Origin of the sequence: Spiroplasma gladiatoris, from assembly GCF_004379335.1 — a bacterium.
Lineage (GTDB): Bacteria > Bacillota_I > Bacilli_A > Mycoplasmatales > Mycoplasmataceae > Spiroplasma_A > Spiroplasma_A gladiatoris.
Genome location: NZ_CP038013.1, coordinates 695,821 through 711,969, shown reverse-complemented (window position 1 = coordinate 711,969; position 16,149 = coordinate 695,821). Strand labels below are relative to the sequence as shown.

The following is a 16,149-nucleotide window of genomic DNA, read 5'->3' as shown; positions in this document are numbered from 1 at the left end:
AAATGATACAAGTATAAAAAAAACAAAATTATTGAAAAAACACTGGATAAAGAAAGGCAAAAATATGAGCTTAATAGTTAAATTAAAAGTTTTAGAAAAACTTGTAGAAGATGGATTTTTTAGTCAATATTTAAATTTTATTAAAGAGTCAGATGAAAATGAATTTAAACTAACAACAAAAAAGTTAGAAATCATACTTGATAATAGAGATGAAAGAGAATTAAAAGAAATAAAAAATGTAGAACTTATATCAAATACAAATCTTGGAGTTTTTATATTATATTGTCACATTAGATGTTCTTTTGTAAAACCATTTGGTGCAGAAATTTTTGTATATAGATACAGATTAATAAAAGATCTTGACTATAATACAATTAAAGGTGTAAAACAAAATATTGCAATTAACAATTTAAACCCAAGTTCAATAGAAGAAGCAAGAATGTTTTTAACAAGATTATCTAAAAGTAATAAGTTTGAATTTAATATCGGTCAATTTTCTGAATTTATGGAAGTATTTGATTTTTATAAAACTTTATATAATGAAATTAATAATAATGATAATTATAAAATTGAATCTATATCAAAACCTTTAAAATTTATTTCTATTGAAAATAAAGAAATTTTTGATAATAATAATAAATTACTAGATAAATTTAATGAGTTTAAACCTTTTTATGATAACTCAAAAACAATAATAGGTTATTTAATACCAGAAAATGTTTTTGATAGATTAAATAATGAATTAAAAAATAATGTTTTAAATATTTTAGGCATTAAAGTATTAGATAATAATAAAATTTATAACAAATTAACAAAGCAAAAAGACAACTTATTTGTTAGTAATTTAGAATTAATTGATAATATCAACAATAAAAATATCATGGAAATAGAAGTAATAAATATATTAGAAGAAGAAAAACATTTAACCATATATATTATTTCTAAAGAAGAATTAAATTATAAATATATTAATTTATATGACAGAGGACAACAAATAAAAATTGAATCAATTAATAACTCGTTAAAGCTAATAAATCAAGGAAATAGTGGAAGCGCTATTGAACTTATTGAATATTTAATTGGTGATAGTCAAATTCCAAATTACCATGATAATTTAATAGTTAATGATGAAGTATTATCATATACAAAAGAATTAAACAATTCACAAAAACAAGCCTTTTTAAAAGCAATTGATGGTTCTCCAATCACTTTGATAAAAGGACCTCCAGGAACTGGAAAAACCCATGTTATTAACTCAATTGTTCAATATATTACAAAAGAATTAAAACAAAAAGTTATTATTTCTTCTCAAACGCATGTTGCAATTGATAATGTATTAGATAAGTTAGTTCAAAATAAAGACCCAATAATTCCAAAAAGAATTACAAACAAAATAAATAAATATAGCGAAGAAATGATTGATAAAACTTTATATAGAACTTGAGGGTTAAATTTATTAAAATGATTAAATGAAACTAATGATAAGTTGTTAGCCAATAAAATTATAAAAGATATAAAAAAATATAAAGGTGAAGAAGTTATTAACTTTACTATTAACAATAATAATGATTATTTTGTAACTGGAGCAACAACTACAACAACAGCTATATCTGGAAAAAAAGGATTAGAGTTATTTGAATGCTATGATTGATTAATAATTGATGAGGTATCTAAATGTCCAATAACAGAAGTTTTAAGATACTTACCTTATGTAAATAAAATAATTTTAGTGGGAGATGATTATCAATTAGCTCCATTATTAGAATTTTCAAAAGATCAAGTAAAACATTTAAGTTCATATGATGAAGATATGTTTGATAAATTAGAAAAAACTTATAAAGAATCAATTTTTTCTAAAACTATTTTAAAAGCTAAACAAAGTGAAAGATTGGTATTGTTAAATGAAAATTATAGATCAACACCACAAATATTTAATTCATACAACGTGTTTTATGACAATGAATTAATAGGTAGAAGAAATGGAATTGAAGATAAAAAAGTATATTTTGATAATAATAAAAATATTGATTTAAATAATAAAGATATATTTTTTATAGATTCTTTAAATGCAACTGACACTAGTTTACCTGGATCTACATCAAGAATAAATGTGCAAGAATGTAAATCAATTGCAATTATCTTAAAAGAGATTTATAAAAGTTGTTTAAACAAAAAAGAAGTAAGTTTATGTATTATTTTTTCTTATAAAGATCAATTAAAAAAATTTATTAAAGAAAATAATAAATTAATTAATGAAGTTAAAAAATCTTTTAAAAATTTTGAAATCGATACAGTTGATGCATTTCAAGGAAGAGAAACAGACATAGTGCTTGTAAGTACAGTTGTTGTTGATGTAACTAAAAAAAGTTTTTTAGTTGATTTTAGAAGAATAAATGTTGCTTTATCAAGAGCTAGAGATAAATTATTTATTTTTGGTTCTACAAACCTAAAAAAATTAGAAATGAAATCACCAAACAATTCAAAAAGAAAGTATCTAAACGAAATAATTAGTTATATTGAAGATAAAGGTTTAAAAATAAAAATCACTACAGAAGGAGAAATCTTAAATGATACAAGGGACAGCGAAATTAGAATTACAAAAAGCTAATAAAAAATTAAAAATAATTACAAATAAATTTGAAAAAACAAGCCTAGATACTTACTTAATAGCTTCATTATTATTAAATGAAACTAATGAAAAAAATAGTAATAATTTTATTGAATCTTTAACTGGGAAGGGAAGTATGTATTATTTTTTATTAGACCTTTATAAAGATATGAAAAATAGATATACAAAAGAAGATTTACAAAAAATCATAAATCAATCATTAATCCCTGTTAAGATGATTCATCCTTTAACCTTTAATTACTATTTAAAATTTAATATAACAGAATTTAATAATGAAATTTTTGAAGGAGAAATATTTAAAGATGAACAATTTTTATCAAATATTTTTACTAAGAATGAAGAATATGTTAGATCAGATTATGATGGAATTGATGAAGTAGAAATAATAGTTGATAATTATGATTTTATAATCCAAAACAGTACTGTTAAAATTAGGATTAATAATCGACAAAATAAATATATTGAAATTGATAAACAAACTTTTGAACAAAGTATTGAAAATAATAAAAACCTTGATATTAGTGGATTTACTATTAATGAATTTGAAGATAACGAAAAATATAATTTATTAAGTCAAAAAGATTTAGACTCATTAAAAAATAGATTAATATTTAGTATTGATGGAAACTCAATAGTTTTATATGATGATTTTGTAAAAGTAGTCAAAATCTATGAAAAGTTTAATAACTATTGAATTATTGATAAAAGCTTTGATTATAGTGATAAAATACATCAAAAGCTATTTGAAAATTTATTATTAAATATTTATGAAAAAAATCTTTTTAATGAAATAAAAAATAAAACAATAATTAAATTATTAAATATAAGTAATGATTTAGTTTTAAATGGTAATATTATCAATAAGATTTTATCAATTAAAAGTAGTGTTGAAATTGCCAAATTAGGTTTAGAGTTTATTGTTAAAAATACTAATATTCAAAATATTAACTGAGATATAAAATCTTTAGAAGAAATGTTTAAAATTTTAGAAAATATCAAAGAACTAGCAAGTCTTTATAAAATCAATTCTAATTTAGATTATTCATTTTTACAACTATTTGATTTAAATAACTATGATAAAAACTTGTTAATTAATGAACATAAAAATTTATTAAATAAACAATTAAATGACATAACTAAAATTAAAGAAGAAATATATTTATTAATTGGACAAATGTCACAATCCGGAATGAGAGAAGAGATAAAAAAATTAGATATGAAAGATGAAAAATTAAAAAAACTTAGAAAGTTTTATAATAAATATATTGCTCATAAAAAATATAAAAAAAACAATGTTGATTTAAGTGAACTTTTAAAATCTTTAAATTACATAAAAGAAAATAAAAAAATACATGATATATATTTAAATAAAATTAAAAAATAAAAATAATAAACAGTTTTAAAAATGATATATCAAAAAACGTATTTTGATAATGTATTTTAGCTGTTTATTTTTTTAAAGATATTTAAACAAAGAAAGTAAGAAAAAAAATGGATAAATGCATTAGATATATAAGAAAACTTGTTTTTTTATACAAAAAACATATTTATAGTACAAAAAATACAAGCGTTTTTGAAAAAAATAACAAGCTCATAGAGGATTTTAAATTATACAATGAAAAGTTTAAAAAATAATTATTTAAAAGTAAATTAACTATTAAAGAAATTGAAAATAAAATACATCAATAAAAATGAATTTAACAAAAATAGAACATGATTTTAAAAAAAATTATGATTTATTAGAAAAAAGTTTTGAAAATGTTAAAGAATCAAAATATGCAAAATTTATAAAAAAATTTTGCGAGTTTAGAGAATATATATTAAAAAATGATAAGTGTTTTTTTAATTGTGTAAAGAGTGAGTTTGATTCTTCGAAAAGAACAATAATTTATTTTGAAAACGCTTTAAAATATTTTTTAGAAAGGATTTCTAATAAAGATTTAAACTATAAAAAAAGTTTAGAAAGTATAGATATATTTGACCCATTAATAATACTCATTGAAAAATTGTACTCAATTTTAAATTATTGTTACGTCGAATATTCAATTTCAATTTTAAATGATAATGTTTCTTTATTAATTAAACAAAGTTCTAAAATATTAATTAACAAATATTTTTACAATGCGTTTTACAATATAATAACAAAAGAAACTAGTGAAACTAAATATTTAGAGTTTATTTATGAAAATGATGAATTATTTTTTTTAAAACGAAAAACAATAATTGACAAATATTTTAATAAGTCTCATATAAATTTTATTTTAAAAGAATTAAGAAATATAATAGTACACAAAGCTATAATCTATGATGATTTTTACAATAGTTTTGAGAAAACAAATCTTAATAATCAATTACTATATAACATTATTACAGAACTAATAACGTATTGTTTAATGGCTTTTGATGATATAAAACAAAAATTGGAGAATAAATAAATTTTAATTTGTATAAAATAATAAACTAAATAAAGCGGAAAAATAAATAAAATGATCTTAATAATTTTTATTTGTTTTGGTTTTATATGTAATACCATTTTATTATAAAAAAATAAATCAATACAATGTATAAGTATATAATAGCAATTTTGTAAAATTATTATTAGTATATTGTTATAATAGGTAAAAGGAATTTTAAATAATGAAAAGTCATTTTATATCAAAAGCAGAAATAAAAAAATATTTAGAAGGATTATTGGAAGAAAATAAGTTTATAATTACCAAGCTTCATTGCATAAATGACTCAATAGTTATTAACAAAAAATACAATATAAGTTTTATAAAAGATATTGATAATTTTTTAAGCAATGACAATAATTTCTATATAGATGTGCCGTGTAATGAAAAATGAATTTATAATGAAAAAGAATGATCAAAAATTGAATCAATAATAAGTGATAAATTATCTTCTTGAATAAAAGATTATAAAAAATTTAATGATAAATATTATGAATATATTAAAAATAAAAAAAATCTTGTTGATAAAAAAATTTATGAAATAGATAGAAAAGTAGGGGGGTTAATAAAAAGTTTAAAAAACATAGAAAGGACTGTAAATTATCAAAAATTTAATATATTAGTTGAATATGTTAAATTATCGTTTTATAGACAAAACAAATTTAAAAATAATAAAGATTTATATAATTATGATTGAAATCAATATTATATACAAAATATAATATATCCAACACCTGTTTTTTCATCAAATCCTATTATATTTTTACCAAATGACTTTGGAGTTATTATTGAATTAACATCTATAGGAATTATATTCCTACTTAAAAAAACATATAGTATTTTTGTTGATATAGAAAAAAAAATAGCTTTTATATTTAAAAAAGAAATATTAAAAAAGAATTGTGAAACTATTCAAATATTTAATACAAAAATTTATATAAATAAATCTGATATACAAAAATTAAACGTTAATAAAAATAAATTTAATAAAAATAAACCTAGTGCTTTTATTATAGACTATGAAATTATTGAAATAATAAATTGTAGTATTCAAAAGTATATATTAAGTGTACATAAATACTTTTCTAAACCTGAATTTATTTATTATTGTTCTAAAGATATTGAAAATAATGATTTTGAAATAGATTTGAACTCTTTTATTAATTTATACAAAATTATATAACTAATATGTTTGTTAATTAAACAAGTATAAAACTATTTATGATAATAAAAAAATGTTTAATTCTTTGGTGTTAAATATAATTCTCTAAGTATACATTATGTTAAAAAAACATAAAATTATACAAGGAGAATTTTTTATATGGCAAATTTAAAAGGAAACAAATCAAATATTATAGATTTTGATACTAAAAAAGAATTAATAAATAAATACTTTAAGCAAAATTTATCTTTTAGAGATTTATCAAAAGCTTACAACATATCATATTCAACAGTTAGAAGAATGTCTTTAGATTGAGTGGTTTATGGTGATGAATCACTTATTTCAAAAACTGGAAAACATAACAAACATAACGCAAAAATTATAACTAATTCAAAAGTTCCAAAAGATAAAAAAAATCGCTGAACTTAACAAAAAACTAAGATGATTAGAAATGGAGAATGAGGTTTTAAAAAAGTCAATGAACTAATGGAGGATTCAGAAAAAGAATAATTAATTATTACAAAATAATAGATAAATATAAAAATAAATATACAATTTTTTCTTTATGTGAATTATTAAATATAACCATAGCTAGTTATTATCGATGATGTGAAAAAATTAAGTCAGAATTTAACTTAAAAGTAGATATGAATTTAGCTTCTAAAATAAAAGAGATTTTTATGAAAAATAATGGAATTTATGGGGCGCCAAGAATAAAAATAGTTTTAAATAATAGTGGCATTGTTGCAAGTCAAACTAAGATAGCTAGAATTGTGAAAATATTTAAATTATATTCAGTTATAAGAATTAAAAAAATGAATAGAAAGCCTAAAGAAGATAAAAAAATAACAAACGGTCCTAATCATGTTAATAGAAATTGATCTTTATACTCAAAAAATGAGTTATGAGTTACAGATGTCACTTATATACTGTTTAACAAAAAGTTTGCATATTTAAGTGTTATAAAAGATGCAAATACTGAGTTTATAGTCGGTCATGAAGTATCTTTAAAAAACGATATAGATATTTATAAAAAATCACAGGAAAAAGCTTCGCTACATAGAAAAGATATATCTAAAAAACTAATTATATATTCTGATAATGGAATTCAGTACACATCTGTATTTGCGAGACAATATGCTAAAAAAAATAACATGATAATATCATTATCTAGACCTGGTAACTCTATTGATAATGTAATGTGTGAAACTTTTTTCTCTTCATTAAAAGAAGAATGAAAAACTAAATTAAAACAAAATAGTTTTATCAATCTAAAAAAGGTAATAGATAATTATGTAGAGTTTTATAACTATACAAGAATAATGATTAAACATAATGGACCTCCGGCATATGCTTATATTGGTTTTATTTCACATAAAAAGAATACTTCAAATAATTTTGAAGTATTCTTATAAAAAACATTTTGTATACTTGACAAAGTATATTTACTAAACTCTACAAAGTATATTTAAAATTTAAAAATAGGTGAATTTATATTTTCCTACTTTTTATATATCATTATTAAATTATTATTTTTTTATATTTTTTAATAGTTTATTAATAATTAAGATATTTAATTATTAATTTTATTTTATTGGAAATGTCCATAAGCTTTTATTATTAAATTATCTAAATAAGGGCGAAATATAACAACAGTATTTTATTATTATTTTTTGTATATAAAAACAAACTATTTAAACAAAATAAATAACTTAGTTACTTTAAGGTTCTGATTTAATGGTTTTTTAATAAATTAAATCTTGTTAAATATTTTTATAAAAGCACTTGATGTTTAAATTTTATTAATTCTTCAAATGTTTTCAATTTTAAATCCATATAATTTCTATAAATTATTTTATATATGTTTCCTTCGTTTTTTGTCTTTTCTAGTTCAGTGTTATAAATTGAATTTAATAAATTTTTAAAATTTTCGTCCATGAAAGGAGAAAATAATAAAACTTCTATATCTTTTTGATACTTATCTCAAATTAAATATCCGTGTTCCAATATAGATAAAGTTTCATTTTTGAACATTTCCTTAGAATTAACTAACGTTGTAGTTTCAACAGTATAAATTTTATTCTCCAATATTATTTGTGCGTCTGGTTGTCCTCCGGTTGCAAACCTAATTGGTTTTAAATCAGAATCAAGAGCTGTATTTAATGAATTTTTTATATCAGATATTATTTTATTATTTTTCTTTAATAAATGTCATATAAATAAAGAAGTAAAATATTCAATTATTGTAGGAAAACCAATAGTGGGGTCTATATTTAAATCATTTATAATAAAATTTTCAAATGACTCTCTATTTATTGTTTTGTTCACAATGTAATCATTATATTTATTTATTACTTCTAAACATTTTTCTAATTCATATGGTGAGTTATTTTCTTTTTCTTTTAAAATAGGATTATTATTTAAAAAACTGATTAAAAATTCTTTATCAAGTAAATACTTGAATATATCTTTTCCAATCTTGTTATCACTAAAATTTTCTTTTTTATTTATTTCTAAAAGAAATATTTGTAAATTTTTATTTATATGTAAATTTTTATTAACAAATGTACCTAAATTTAAATCCTCAATTCATCTTTTGTTAATATCAAAATACTCATTATCTATAGTAATTTCGTCAATAATCATCAAAATATACTCATCAAAATTGTTTATAAGGTTTATGTTTTGCCAAACTGTATTTATATTGCTGTTTATATATTTGAAAAATAAATTTTTCTTATTGTAATAACTCATTTTTAAATTACAAGATTTACAAATTAAATATCTTAAAATCTCATATATTTTATCTCTACTTTTAAAATTTGTTTTACTAAATTTATTAATAACCATTATAAATTGATTGATGTTTTTACTATATATAGAATCAATTAATTCTTTAAATAATATAAAATTTGTAGGTTTTTTTCTAAAAGAATATTTATTTAAAGTTAAATTTTTATAGTTATTTGTTATTTTATTATTGCTTTTTGTTGAAGTCATCATTCAATTCTTAAATCACTCATAACTAATTATATCTTTTGAAGTAATAATTTGATTTAACAATGAAGAAAAGGGAGAATAATCCGCTTCTAATTCTATAAAACCAGCTGCTTTACTAATGCTCATATTTAAAAAGGCATTCAAAAAAGCATAGCTTGATAAATCAAATCCAATAAATTTTAAAAAATCTTTTTGATTGCTATCAAGATTAAATTTAAAAACACTATCACCAAAATTTGTACCTATATTTGTTATATTATAGATATTCCCATTATTTTTGACTAGATCTAATCTTTTTAAAGTTTTCATAAATAGGTCTACGTCAGTGATTTTTGAAGGGATAGGTTTTCTCTTATAGCCATCATTATAAAGGAAATTGTAGATATCCTTACTATTAAGCTCATTTTCGCTGTAAATTTTTTCAAAAATCATTAAGTTTGGATTTAGTTGATTTTTTGTTCTAGCGGATGTATCTCCAAGTCTAAAAATCGGCATAATTTCTCCTTAAATTAGTAATTTAAAATAATAACTTCTCTTGTTATATCTTTATTTTTTCTATGATAATTTGAATTATTATAGTTAACATCCACATTTATAACTTTAAAGTTATTTTTTTTAACTCAATCTAATAATATAATATTTGTTTTACCATTACTTTGCAACACATTAGACAATATAAATTTATACCCCTTACTATTTAATTCTGATATTTTATTTAACAACTTATTTTCTTCAATTTCATTTCAATTTGCATTATAAGTAGCATTTGTTATTAAATATGGAGGATCAAAATAAAAAAAAGTTTCATTAGAATTAAAATTTTTTTCTAATATTTTATCTATAAAATCTATAAATTTATAAGAATATGTAAACAAATTTTTAACTTTTAAAGTTTCATTAAAGTATTTTATTTTTTCTTTAACCAAATGATTAAAAACACTTTTTCCAATTGGTATATTATAAAAACCTTTTGAATTAAATCTTATTTGATTATTAAATGAATAAAAAATAAGACATAATAATTTAGTTAAGTTTTTATCGTTATTATAACTTTCTCTCAATTTATAATAATTTTTTGAATAAAGAGAAACTGAACTTTTATTATATGTTGTTTTATCTCCAAAGGGTAATTTAAAATCAATCAAAACTTTTTCAATTTTATCTATAATAGATTCATAGTTATTTTTATAAAAAAAATTTAAAAAATCGATCATATTTTGACAAAAATCATTTACATATAAGTTTTCAAAATCCGAGTTAATCGCAACCGTTCCTGAACCTGTGAAAACATCTATAAAGTTTTTTTTCTTATTCAAAACAGGCATGTTATTAAATATAGAATCTAATATTCTGTATTTATTTCCTAAATAATTAATAGGACTTTTATAATATTTTTTCATATTTCTTTAACCTTAAAACTGATTTTTTATAATATTTTTCATCTATTTCTGAAGCTATAAAGTTTCTTTCGTTTATCTTAGAGGCTAAAGCAACTGTTCCTGAACCAGAAAAAGGATCTAAAACTATATCTCCCTTATTAGAATGAATTTTTATTATATCTTCAATAAGATTTAAAGACTTTTGTGTTGGATGAATTCTTTTTGTTCCGCCTGCAGGTATTGAAGTTTTAAACTCAGGTCTTAAATATTTATTAAAATTTTTATCTATATTAAAAGTTCATTTAGCACCTTTTTTAACTGCTCATATAGCTCATTCAAAATCTGTTACATATCTTCTTTCGGTATTTCTTGGCATTGGATTTGTTTTTATTCACCTAATTAAGTCTTTAACTTCAAAACCACATTCTTCTAAAGTGCTTGCAATTTCACCCATATTTTTTCAATCATTAAATATTATTATTGAACCATTTTTTTTGACTAAGGGGGCTACTTCTTTTATTCAAGTACTTTGATCAAATCCATAATCTCACAAACCAAAATCTATTCCGCTTCTTCCTATTGTTGTAAAGTTGTTCTCCTTACTTATATTGTAAGGAGGATCTGTCAATATGAGATCAACATATTCTTTATTATGCTTCATTTTTTCAAATAAATTAAAGCATGAAATATTGTATATTTTATTTATCATATTCTTAATTATACTAACATATGAAATAAAAAAGTTAAAATATCTTGAAAAATAAACAAATATAATTTAATTTTTTTTTAAAAATTCATCTTCTATTAAGATGTCCACTTTTATAGGACAATTTTTATTTTATTTAATTTTAATGTATCATTATTGTGTATTGTATAAAAAGAAAGAATAATTATGGAGAATGTAAAAGAAAAGTACTTAAATAAAGTATATGAAGCTAAAAATAATATTAAAAAAATATATTTAGAAAAGGATTACACATGAATGATTGGTTATTCTGGTGGTAAAGATTCTAATGTATTAGTTCAAATAATTATTGAAGCTTTATTAGAATTAAAAACTAAAGAGTTTAATAAAAAAATTCATATTGTTAGTTCTGATACTTTAATTGAAAATCCGATTGTATTAGAACAATTGAATAAATCGCTCAAACTTTTAAAAAATTTCTCAATTAAATATAATCTTCCTATTGAAGTTCATAAAGTATCACCAGATCTTGATGAGTCATTTTGAGTAAACTTAATAGGAAGAGGATATCCACTACCTAACCAAAGTTTTAGATGATGTACTGACAGATTGAAAATAAAACCAATGAATAAGTATGTAGAAGAAATTGAAAAAAACGGTTCAAATATATTGACTGTTTTAGGTGTAAGAAAAGGAGAGTCAAAGAGTAGAGATATTAAATTGGACAATACCAAAATTGAAGAATCTCTTTTAAGGGAAAATACTACTAATAAAGGAAAAATATTTTCTCCAATTGAAGATTTTACTTTATTTGACATTTGAAAATATTTAGGCGAGTCAAGTCTTGTTGATTTTAAGGCAAATAATTTGAAGTTATCGCTATTATACGAAGACTCATCAACTGGTGTAGAAGAATGCCCATCATCTTTGGATGATAAATTACAAAAGGGTTGTGGAAGTTCTCGATGGGGTTGTTGGTTGTGTCCTGTAGTAACTAAAGATAAATCTTTACAAGGTTTTATTAATTCAGGAAATAATTGATTAAAACCATTAATTGATTTTAGAGAAGAATTAATTAAAGAAAGAGATTTATTTAAAAATAGATACCATGCTTCTTTTAGAATAAATAAAACTAGTAAAAAAGTTACATTAATTAAGTACAGATTTATGGATTTAAAAGAAAAAGACGGTGTTTATTTTTTGCCAAAAAAAGATATTAGAGAAAAAATTATATTTGGACAAATCAATAACGAAAATTATTTAATTAATGAAGACAAGAAAATTAAAATTTTTTCTGAATCTGAAGCAAGACAAATGATCGATGATAAAAAAATTAATCCTTATCACGAAAATAATGAACTCTTAATAAAAGATATTATTGTAAAGTTAGATAAAAATTTAAATAATAATAAACTATCTATAATGGGATTGGGTCCCTACACTCTATCTTATAGAATAAACTTATTAGAAAGAATTACCGATCTTAATAAAAAAATGAAAAAATATGATATGAGCCTAATATCAGAACAAGAAATAATCAAAATATTAGATATTATTGAATTAGTAAAAAAAGAATTAGAGAAAAATGATTATTTAATAAAAAAATATACTGATATTAAAAAAATAATGGAGATGAATAAAGATGCTAGAGAATAAAAATAAAATACCAAGAACAAATAGAGAATTTTTAGGTTATATAGATAAAACAACAAGTCACATTTATATGATCTCTGAATTTATTGACAATTCTATACAATCAGCATTAGATTATAAAAAAGACCATATTAATGTTAATGTAATTATAAATATGAAAGAAGAATGTATATATATAGTTGATAATGCATGTGGAATTCCGTACGAAAGTAGAAATGTTGCTATAAAAAATGGTAAATCTGAACTTGAACAAGGCGAATCATTAAACAAGTTTGGTGTTGGTATGAAAATGGCAGCAATATGATTTGGAAAAAGATTAACAATTTATACTAAACATATAAATGATAATTTTGCGTACTCTATTAAATTAGATGTTGATCAATTAGAAGGTGAAGACTTTTATTTTACTGATATTAAAAATATCGATATGTCAAAAGAATCTGGTTTTAAATTTGAATATAATTCTGGAACTATTATAAAAATTGATAAATTACATACAAATTCAGTTCACTCAGGTAGATATGAGTCAAGAATGTATAAAAAAGGTAGCAAAGAAAACGGCAAGGCATTAGAAGAACAACTTGCATGTAGATACGCTAGATTTATTAGAAAAGGAATGTTATCGATAAACCTAAGTTATATTAACAAAAAAGGACAAGAAGAAATGGGAAATGATAATAGAAGTGTTGATATAACTCAAGCTATGATACCCAATCCTTATATTTCACCTTATGATAAAAATGATTACGAATATTCTAATGGGAAAAATATTAACTCTACACGTGAGTATAAAGAAATATTTGGTAAATTAAAAGAACAATATTTTAACAAATTAAACGAAAATGTAGGTTTTGAAGGGCTAACTTATGGTGATATTTTTGAAACCTTTGAAAATCAAAAAGAATTAAAATTTAGTTGCTTTATTGTTTTAAATGATGATAAATATAAAAAATTTAAAATACCATTTACATTTGGGTTTATAGGAAAAAACGATATATTCCTTAAATATAATGGACTTTCTGTTTATCAAGATAATAGAGCAATTATAGCAGGACCTAATACAACTCAAACTAATTTAACTTGAATGAAATACGATAAAGCACTGAGTGGTAAAAGTCATTATGTAAATAATAGATTTATTGGAGAAATTGATCTAAATGATAAAAAAATATTTCGTGTAGATAATAATAAAATGGGATTTCACGGTACAGTTAAAGAAGATATAGAATATGTGATTGAAAAAACATTTAAAAATAACTTATCTGAAATATTTAGGAATTTTTTAGAATTAATTTTTCATAAGGATGAACAAGTGAGAAGTGATAAAGAAATTAAAACTGAGATTGAAAGATTTTCTAAAATTTTAAATAAAAATAATACACTTGAAAATATCGATATAGAACCTGAAGAATTAACTATGATAGAACCAGGTACTGATGATGAAAGAACCATAACTTCTTTTATTATAAAAGATAAAAAAGATTCTGATAATATCTATAGTTTAACTTATAACATTAATAACTCTGAATTTGAAGATGATAAAAAAATATTTAAAATTGATAATAAGTTTTTAGATAATCGCCAGCTTTTAGTATTAAATATAAATAAAGATTTTTATGGATTCAAAAAAGGTGTAAAAGATGAAGCTTTATTGGTTTTAATAAACCCTATAGTTAATTTAATTCTTTGTTCTCTTTCTGATTGTAAAAACAATGAAGAAAGAATCGAAAAAATTCACAATATAGTGGATATGTTTCATAATGTCAAATAATACTGTTAAATTTATATATAACAAAAAGAAGAAAGCAGAAACTAAATTTAATCCAGAAAAAATATTTAACCTAACAAAAGAAGAGTTTATTAAAAAAAATCCAACTCATGGAACTTCAACTATTGATAATGTAATACAAGTAAATATGGAAAAAATCGTTAAATGTATTGATCTAAATGAGGAATTACAAAAAATCTTATTATTTGGAGAAGTTCAGTCTGGAAAAACAAATAATATGATTTTTTTAACTTCTGTGCTAAGAGATATGGGTTTTAATAAATTTATAATTCTTACTGGTACAAAAAATAATTTAAATATTCAAAATGTTAAAAGGTTTAAAGAAGCTAATAAAGAATGTGATTTTTTAGATTTTAGAGAAGAAAAAAACTTTTTTAGAGATTCTAGTGAAACACAATTTTTATACGGTATAAAACAAAATATAAGTAAATTATTAAAAAATTTTCAAGAACTTTCTGCTACAGATTTTGAAGATTGAAAAATTGCAATAATAGATGATGAATCTGACGAAGCATCTTCTGAAAAAAATAAACAAAATAGAACAATTAATAGTAATATAGAAAATCTTTTAAAATATAAAACCAAAAATAAAATATATTTTTCTGTTACAGCAACACCTTATGCAAATCTAATTAGTTATACAGATTTTCTTATACCAAATTATCTTGTTCCACTTTCATCTGCCAAAGCTTATTGTGGTCTAAAAGAATTTAAAGATCAAAAAAGATATTTTGTTTTAAATGAAGATATAATTAGATCACTAAAAGAAGTAGATGTGTATGATAAAAACTTAAAAGAGTTTTTAGAAAATAGCATAATGGAGTTTTTATTAAAATGTTTTAGATACTCAAAAAACTTTCAGTATTTAATTAATATTGATACTGGTACTAATACTATAAAAGGATTAGAAAGTTTTTTTAGATTGATTGTTAACAAATTAAAAGTCAAAAATGATGAATTTCTATTAAATTTTGTTGGAAGAGAAGAAATAAAAGAATTTAGAATTTGTATAAATAATTTAAAAGTTAAATATACCATGGAAGGTATAGACTATATTAGAGAAAATGTTCCAGAAATAATAATAGGGGGTAATTTACTATCAAGGGGTGTAACATTTGATGATTTATTATTTCAAATTATGATTAATCATGGTTCTTCTAAGAACTTATCATCAGATACTCTATTGCAAAGAGCAAGATGATTTGGTTATAGAAAAGCATACATAAATGATATGAAAATATATGTTTCAAATGTTGCTAGCAATTTTTATGAAGAAATTTATTATGTAGAAAATTCTATAAGAGAAATGTATTCGGAATCTTTTGAACACAGCACTATAAAAAAAGAAAGGATAGAAAACTTGTTTAAAGAACATTGCTTAAAATGAACGAGTTAAAAA

At 20.8% G+C, this 16,149-nt stretch carries 12 protein-coding genes; 9 read left to right on the top strand and 3 right to left on the bottom strand.

The genetic code is table 4. The features are described from left to right. Nucleotides 1-64 precede the first annotated feature (64 nt). From SGLAD_RS03210 to SGLAD_RS03185, 6 genes are all read left to right on the top strand, one after another. Entirely contained in the window at nucleotides 65-2,608 is a 2,544-nt protein-coding gene (locus SGLAD_RS03210; protein ID WP_134297605.1) for a DEAD/DEAH box helicase, read from the top strand. Continuing rightward, complete coding sequence (locus SGLAD_RS03205; RefSeq protein ID WP_134297604.1) at nucleotides 2,568-4,013, top strand: hypothetical protein; 1,446 nt, start codon at nucleotides 2,568-2,570, stop codon at nucleotides 4,011-4,013. The genes SGLAD_RS03210 and SGLAD_RS03205 overlap by 41 nt, the downstream gene beginning before the upstream one ends. A gap of 307 nt (nucleotides 4,014-4,320) precedes the next feature. Next, nucleotides 4,321-5,064 (top strand): hypothetical protein, encoded by a 744-nt coding sequence (locus SGLAD_RS03200; RefSeq protein WP_134297603.1) that lies wholly within the window; start codon nucleotides 4,321-4,323, stop codon nucleotides 5,062-5,064. 202 nt (nucleotides 5,065-5,266) lie between these two features. After that, entirely contained in the window at nucleotides 5,267-6,265 is a 999-nt protein-coding gene (locus SGLAD_RS03195; protein ID WP_134297602.1) for a hypothetical protein, read from the top strand. A 138-nt stretch (nucleotides 6,266-6,403) separates the two neighbouring features. Next, on the top strand, nucleotides 6,404-6,673 hold the full coding sequence (locus tag SGLAD_RS03190) for a hypothetical protein (protein ID WP_134297601.1): 270 nt from the start codon (nucleotides 6,404-6,406) through the stop codon (nucleotides 6,671-6,673). 218 nt (nucleotides 6,674-6,891) lie between these two features. After that, nucleotides 6,892-7,659, top strand: a complete 768-nt coding sequence (locus SGLAD_RS03185) for an IS3 family transposase (RefSeq protein WP_134297600.1) — start codon at nucleotides 6,892-6,894, stop codon at nucleotides 7,657-7,659. Between the two features lie 358 nt (nucleotides 7,660-8,017). Here SGLAD_RS03185 and SGLAD_RS03180 read toward each other — a convergent pair whose 3' ends face one another. From SGLAD_RS03180 to SGLAD_RS03170, 3 genes are read right to left on the bottom strand one after another with little or no spacing between them, the layout of a single operon-like run. Beyond that, a complete protein-coding gene (locus SGLAD_RS03180) occupies nucleotides 8,018-9,739 on the bottom strand; it encodes a hypothetical protein (RefSeq protein WP_134297599.1) in 1,722 nt (573 codons plus the stop codon). A gap of 14 nt (nucleotides 9,740-9,753) precedes the next feature. After that, a complete protein-coding gene (locus SGLAD_RS03175) occupies nucleotides 9,754-10,644 on the bottom strand; it encodes a DNA adenine methylase (protein WP_134297598.1) in 891 nt (296 codons plus the stop codon). Then, a complete protein-coding gene (locus SGLAD_RS03170) occupies nucleotides 10,628-11,332 on the bottom strand; it encodes a DNA-methyltransferase (protein WP_134297597.1) in 705 nt (234 codons plus the stop codon). The genes SGLAD_RS03175 and SGLAD_RS03170 overlap by 17 nt, the downstream gene beginning before the upstream one ends. A 183-nt stretch (nucleotides 11,333-11,515) precedes the next feature. Between SGLAD_RS03170 and dndC the strand changes: the two genes are divergently transcribed. Genes dndC through SGLAD_RS03155 form a run of 3 tightly spaced genes read left to right on the top strand, consistent with a single transcriptional unit; the run spans nucleotide 11,516 to nucleotide 16,146 of the window. Next, entirely contained in the window at nucleotides 11,516-12,964 is a 1,449-nt protein-coding gene (gene dndC, locus SGLAD_RS03165) for a DNA phosphorothioation system sulfurtransferase DndC (RefSeq protein WP_134297596.1), read from the top strand. After that, nucleotides 12,951-14,732: an ATP-binding protein gene (locus tag SGLAD_RS03160; RefSeq protein WP_134297595.1), complete on the top strand. Its 1,782-nt coding sequence runs from the start codon at nucleotides 12,951-12,953 to the stop codon at nucleotides 14,730-14,732. The genes dndC and SGLAD_RS03160 overlap by 14 nt, the downstream gene beginning before the upstream one ends. Continuing rightward, nucleotides 14,722-16,146, top strand: coding sequence for a Z1 domain-containing protein (locus SGLAD_RS03155; RefSeq protein WP_134297594.1), 1,425 nt, complete (start codon nucleotides 14,722-14,724; stop codon nucleotides 16,144-16,146). The genes SGLAD_RS03160 and SGLAD_RS03155 overlap by 11 nt, the downstream gene beginning before the upstream one ends. The last annotated feature ends 3 nt before the right edge of the window (nucleotides 16,147-16,149 follow it).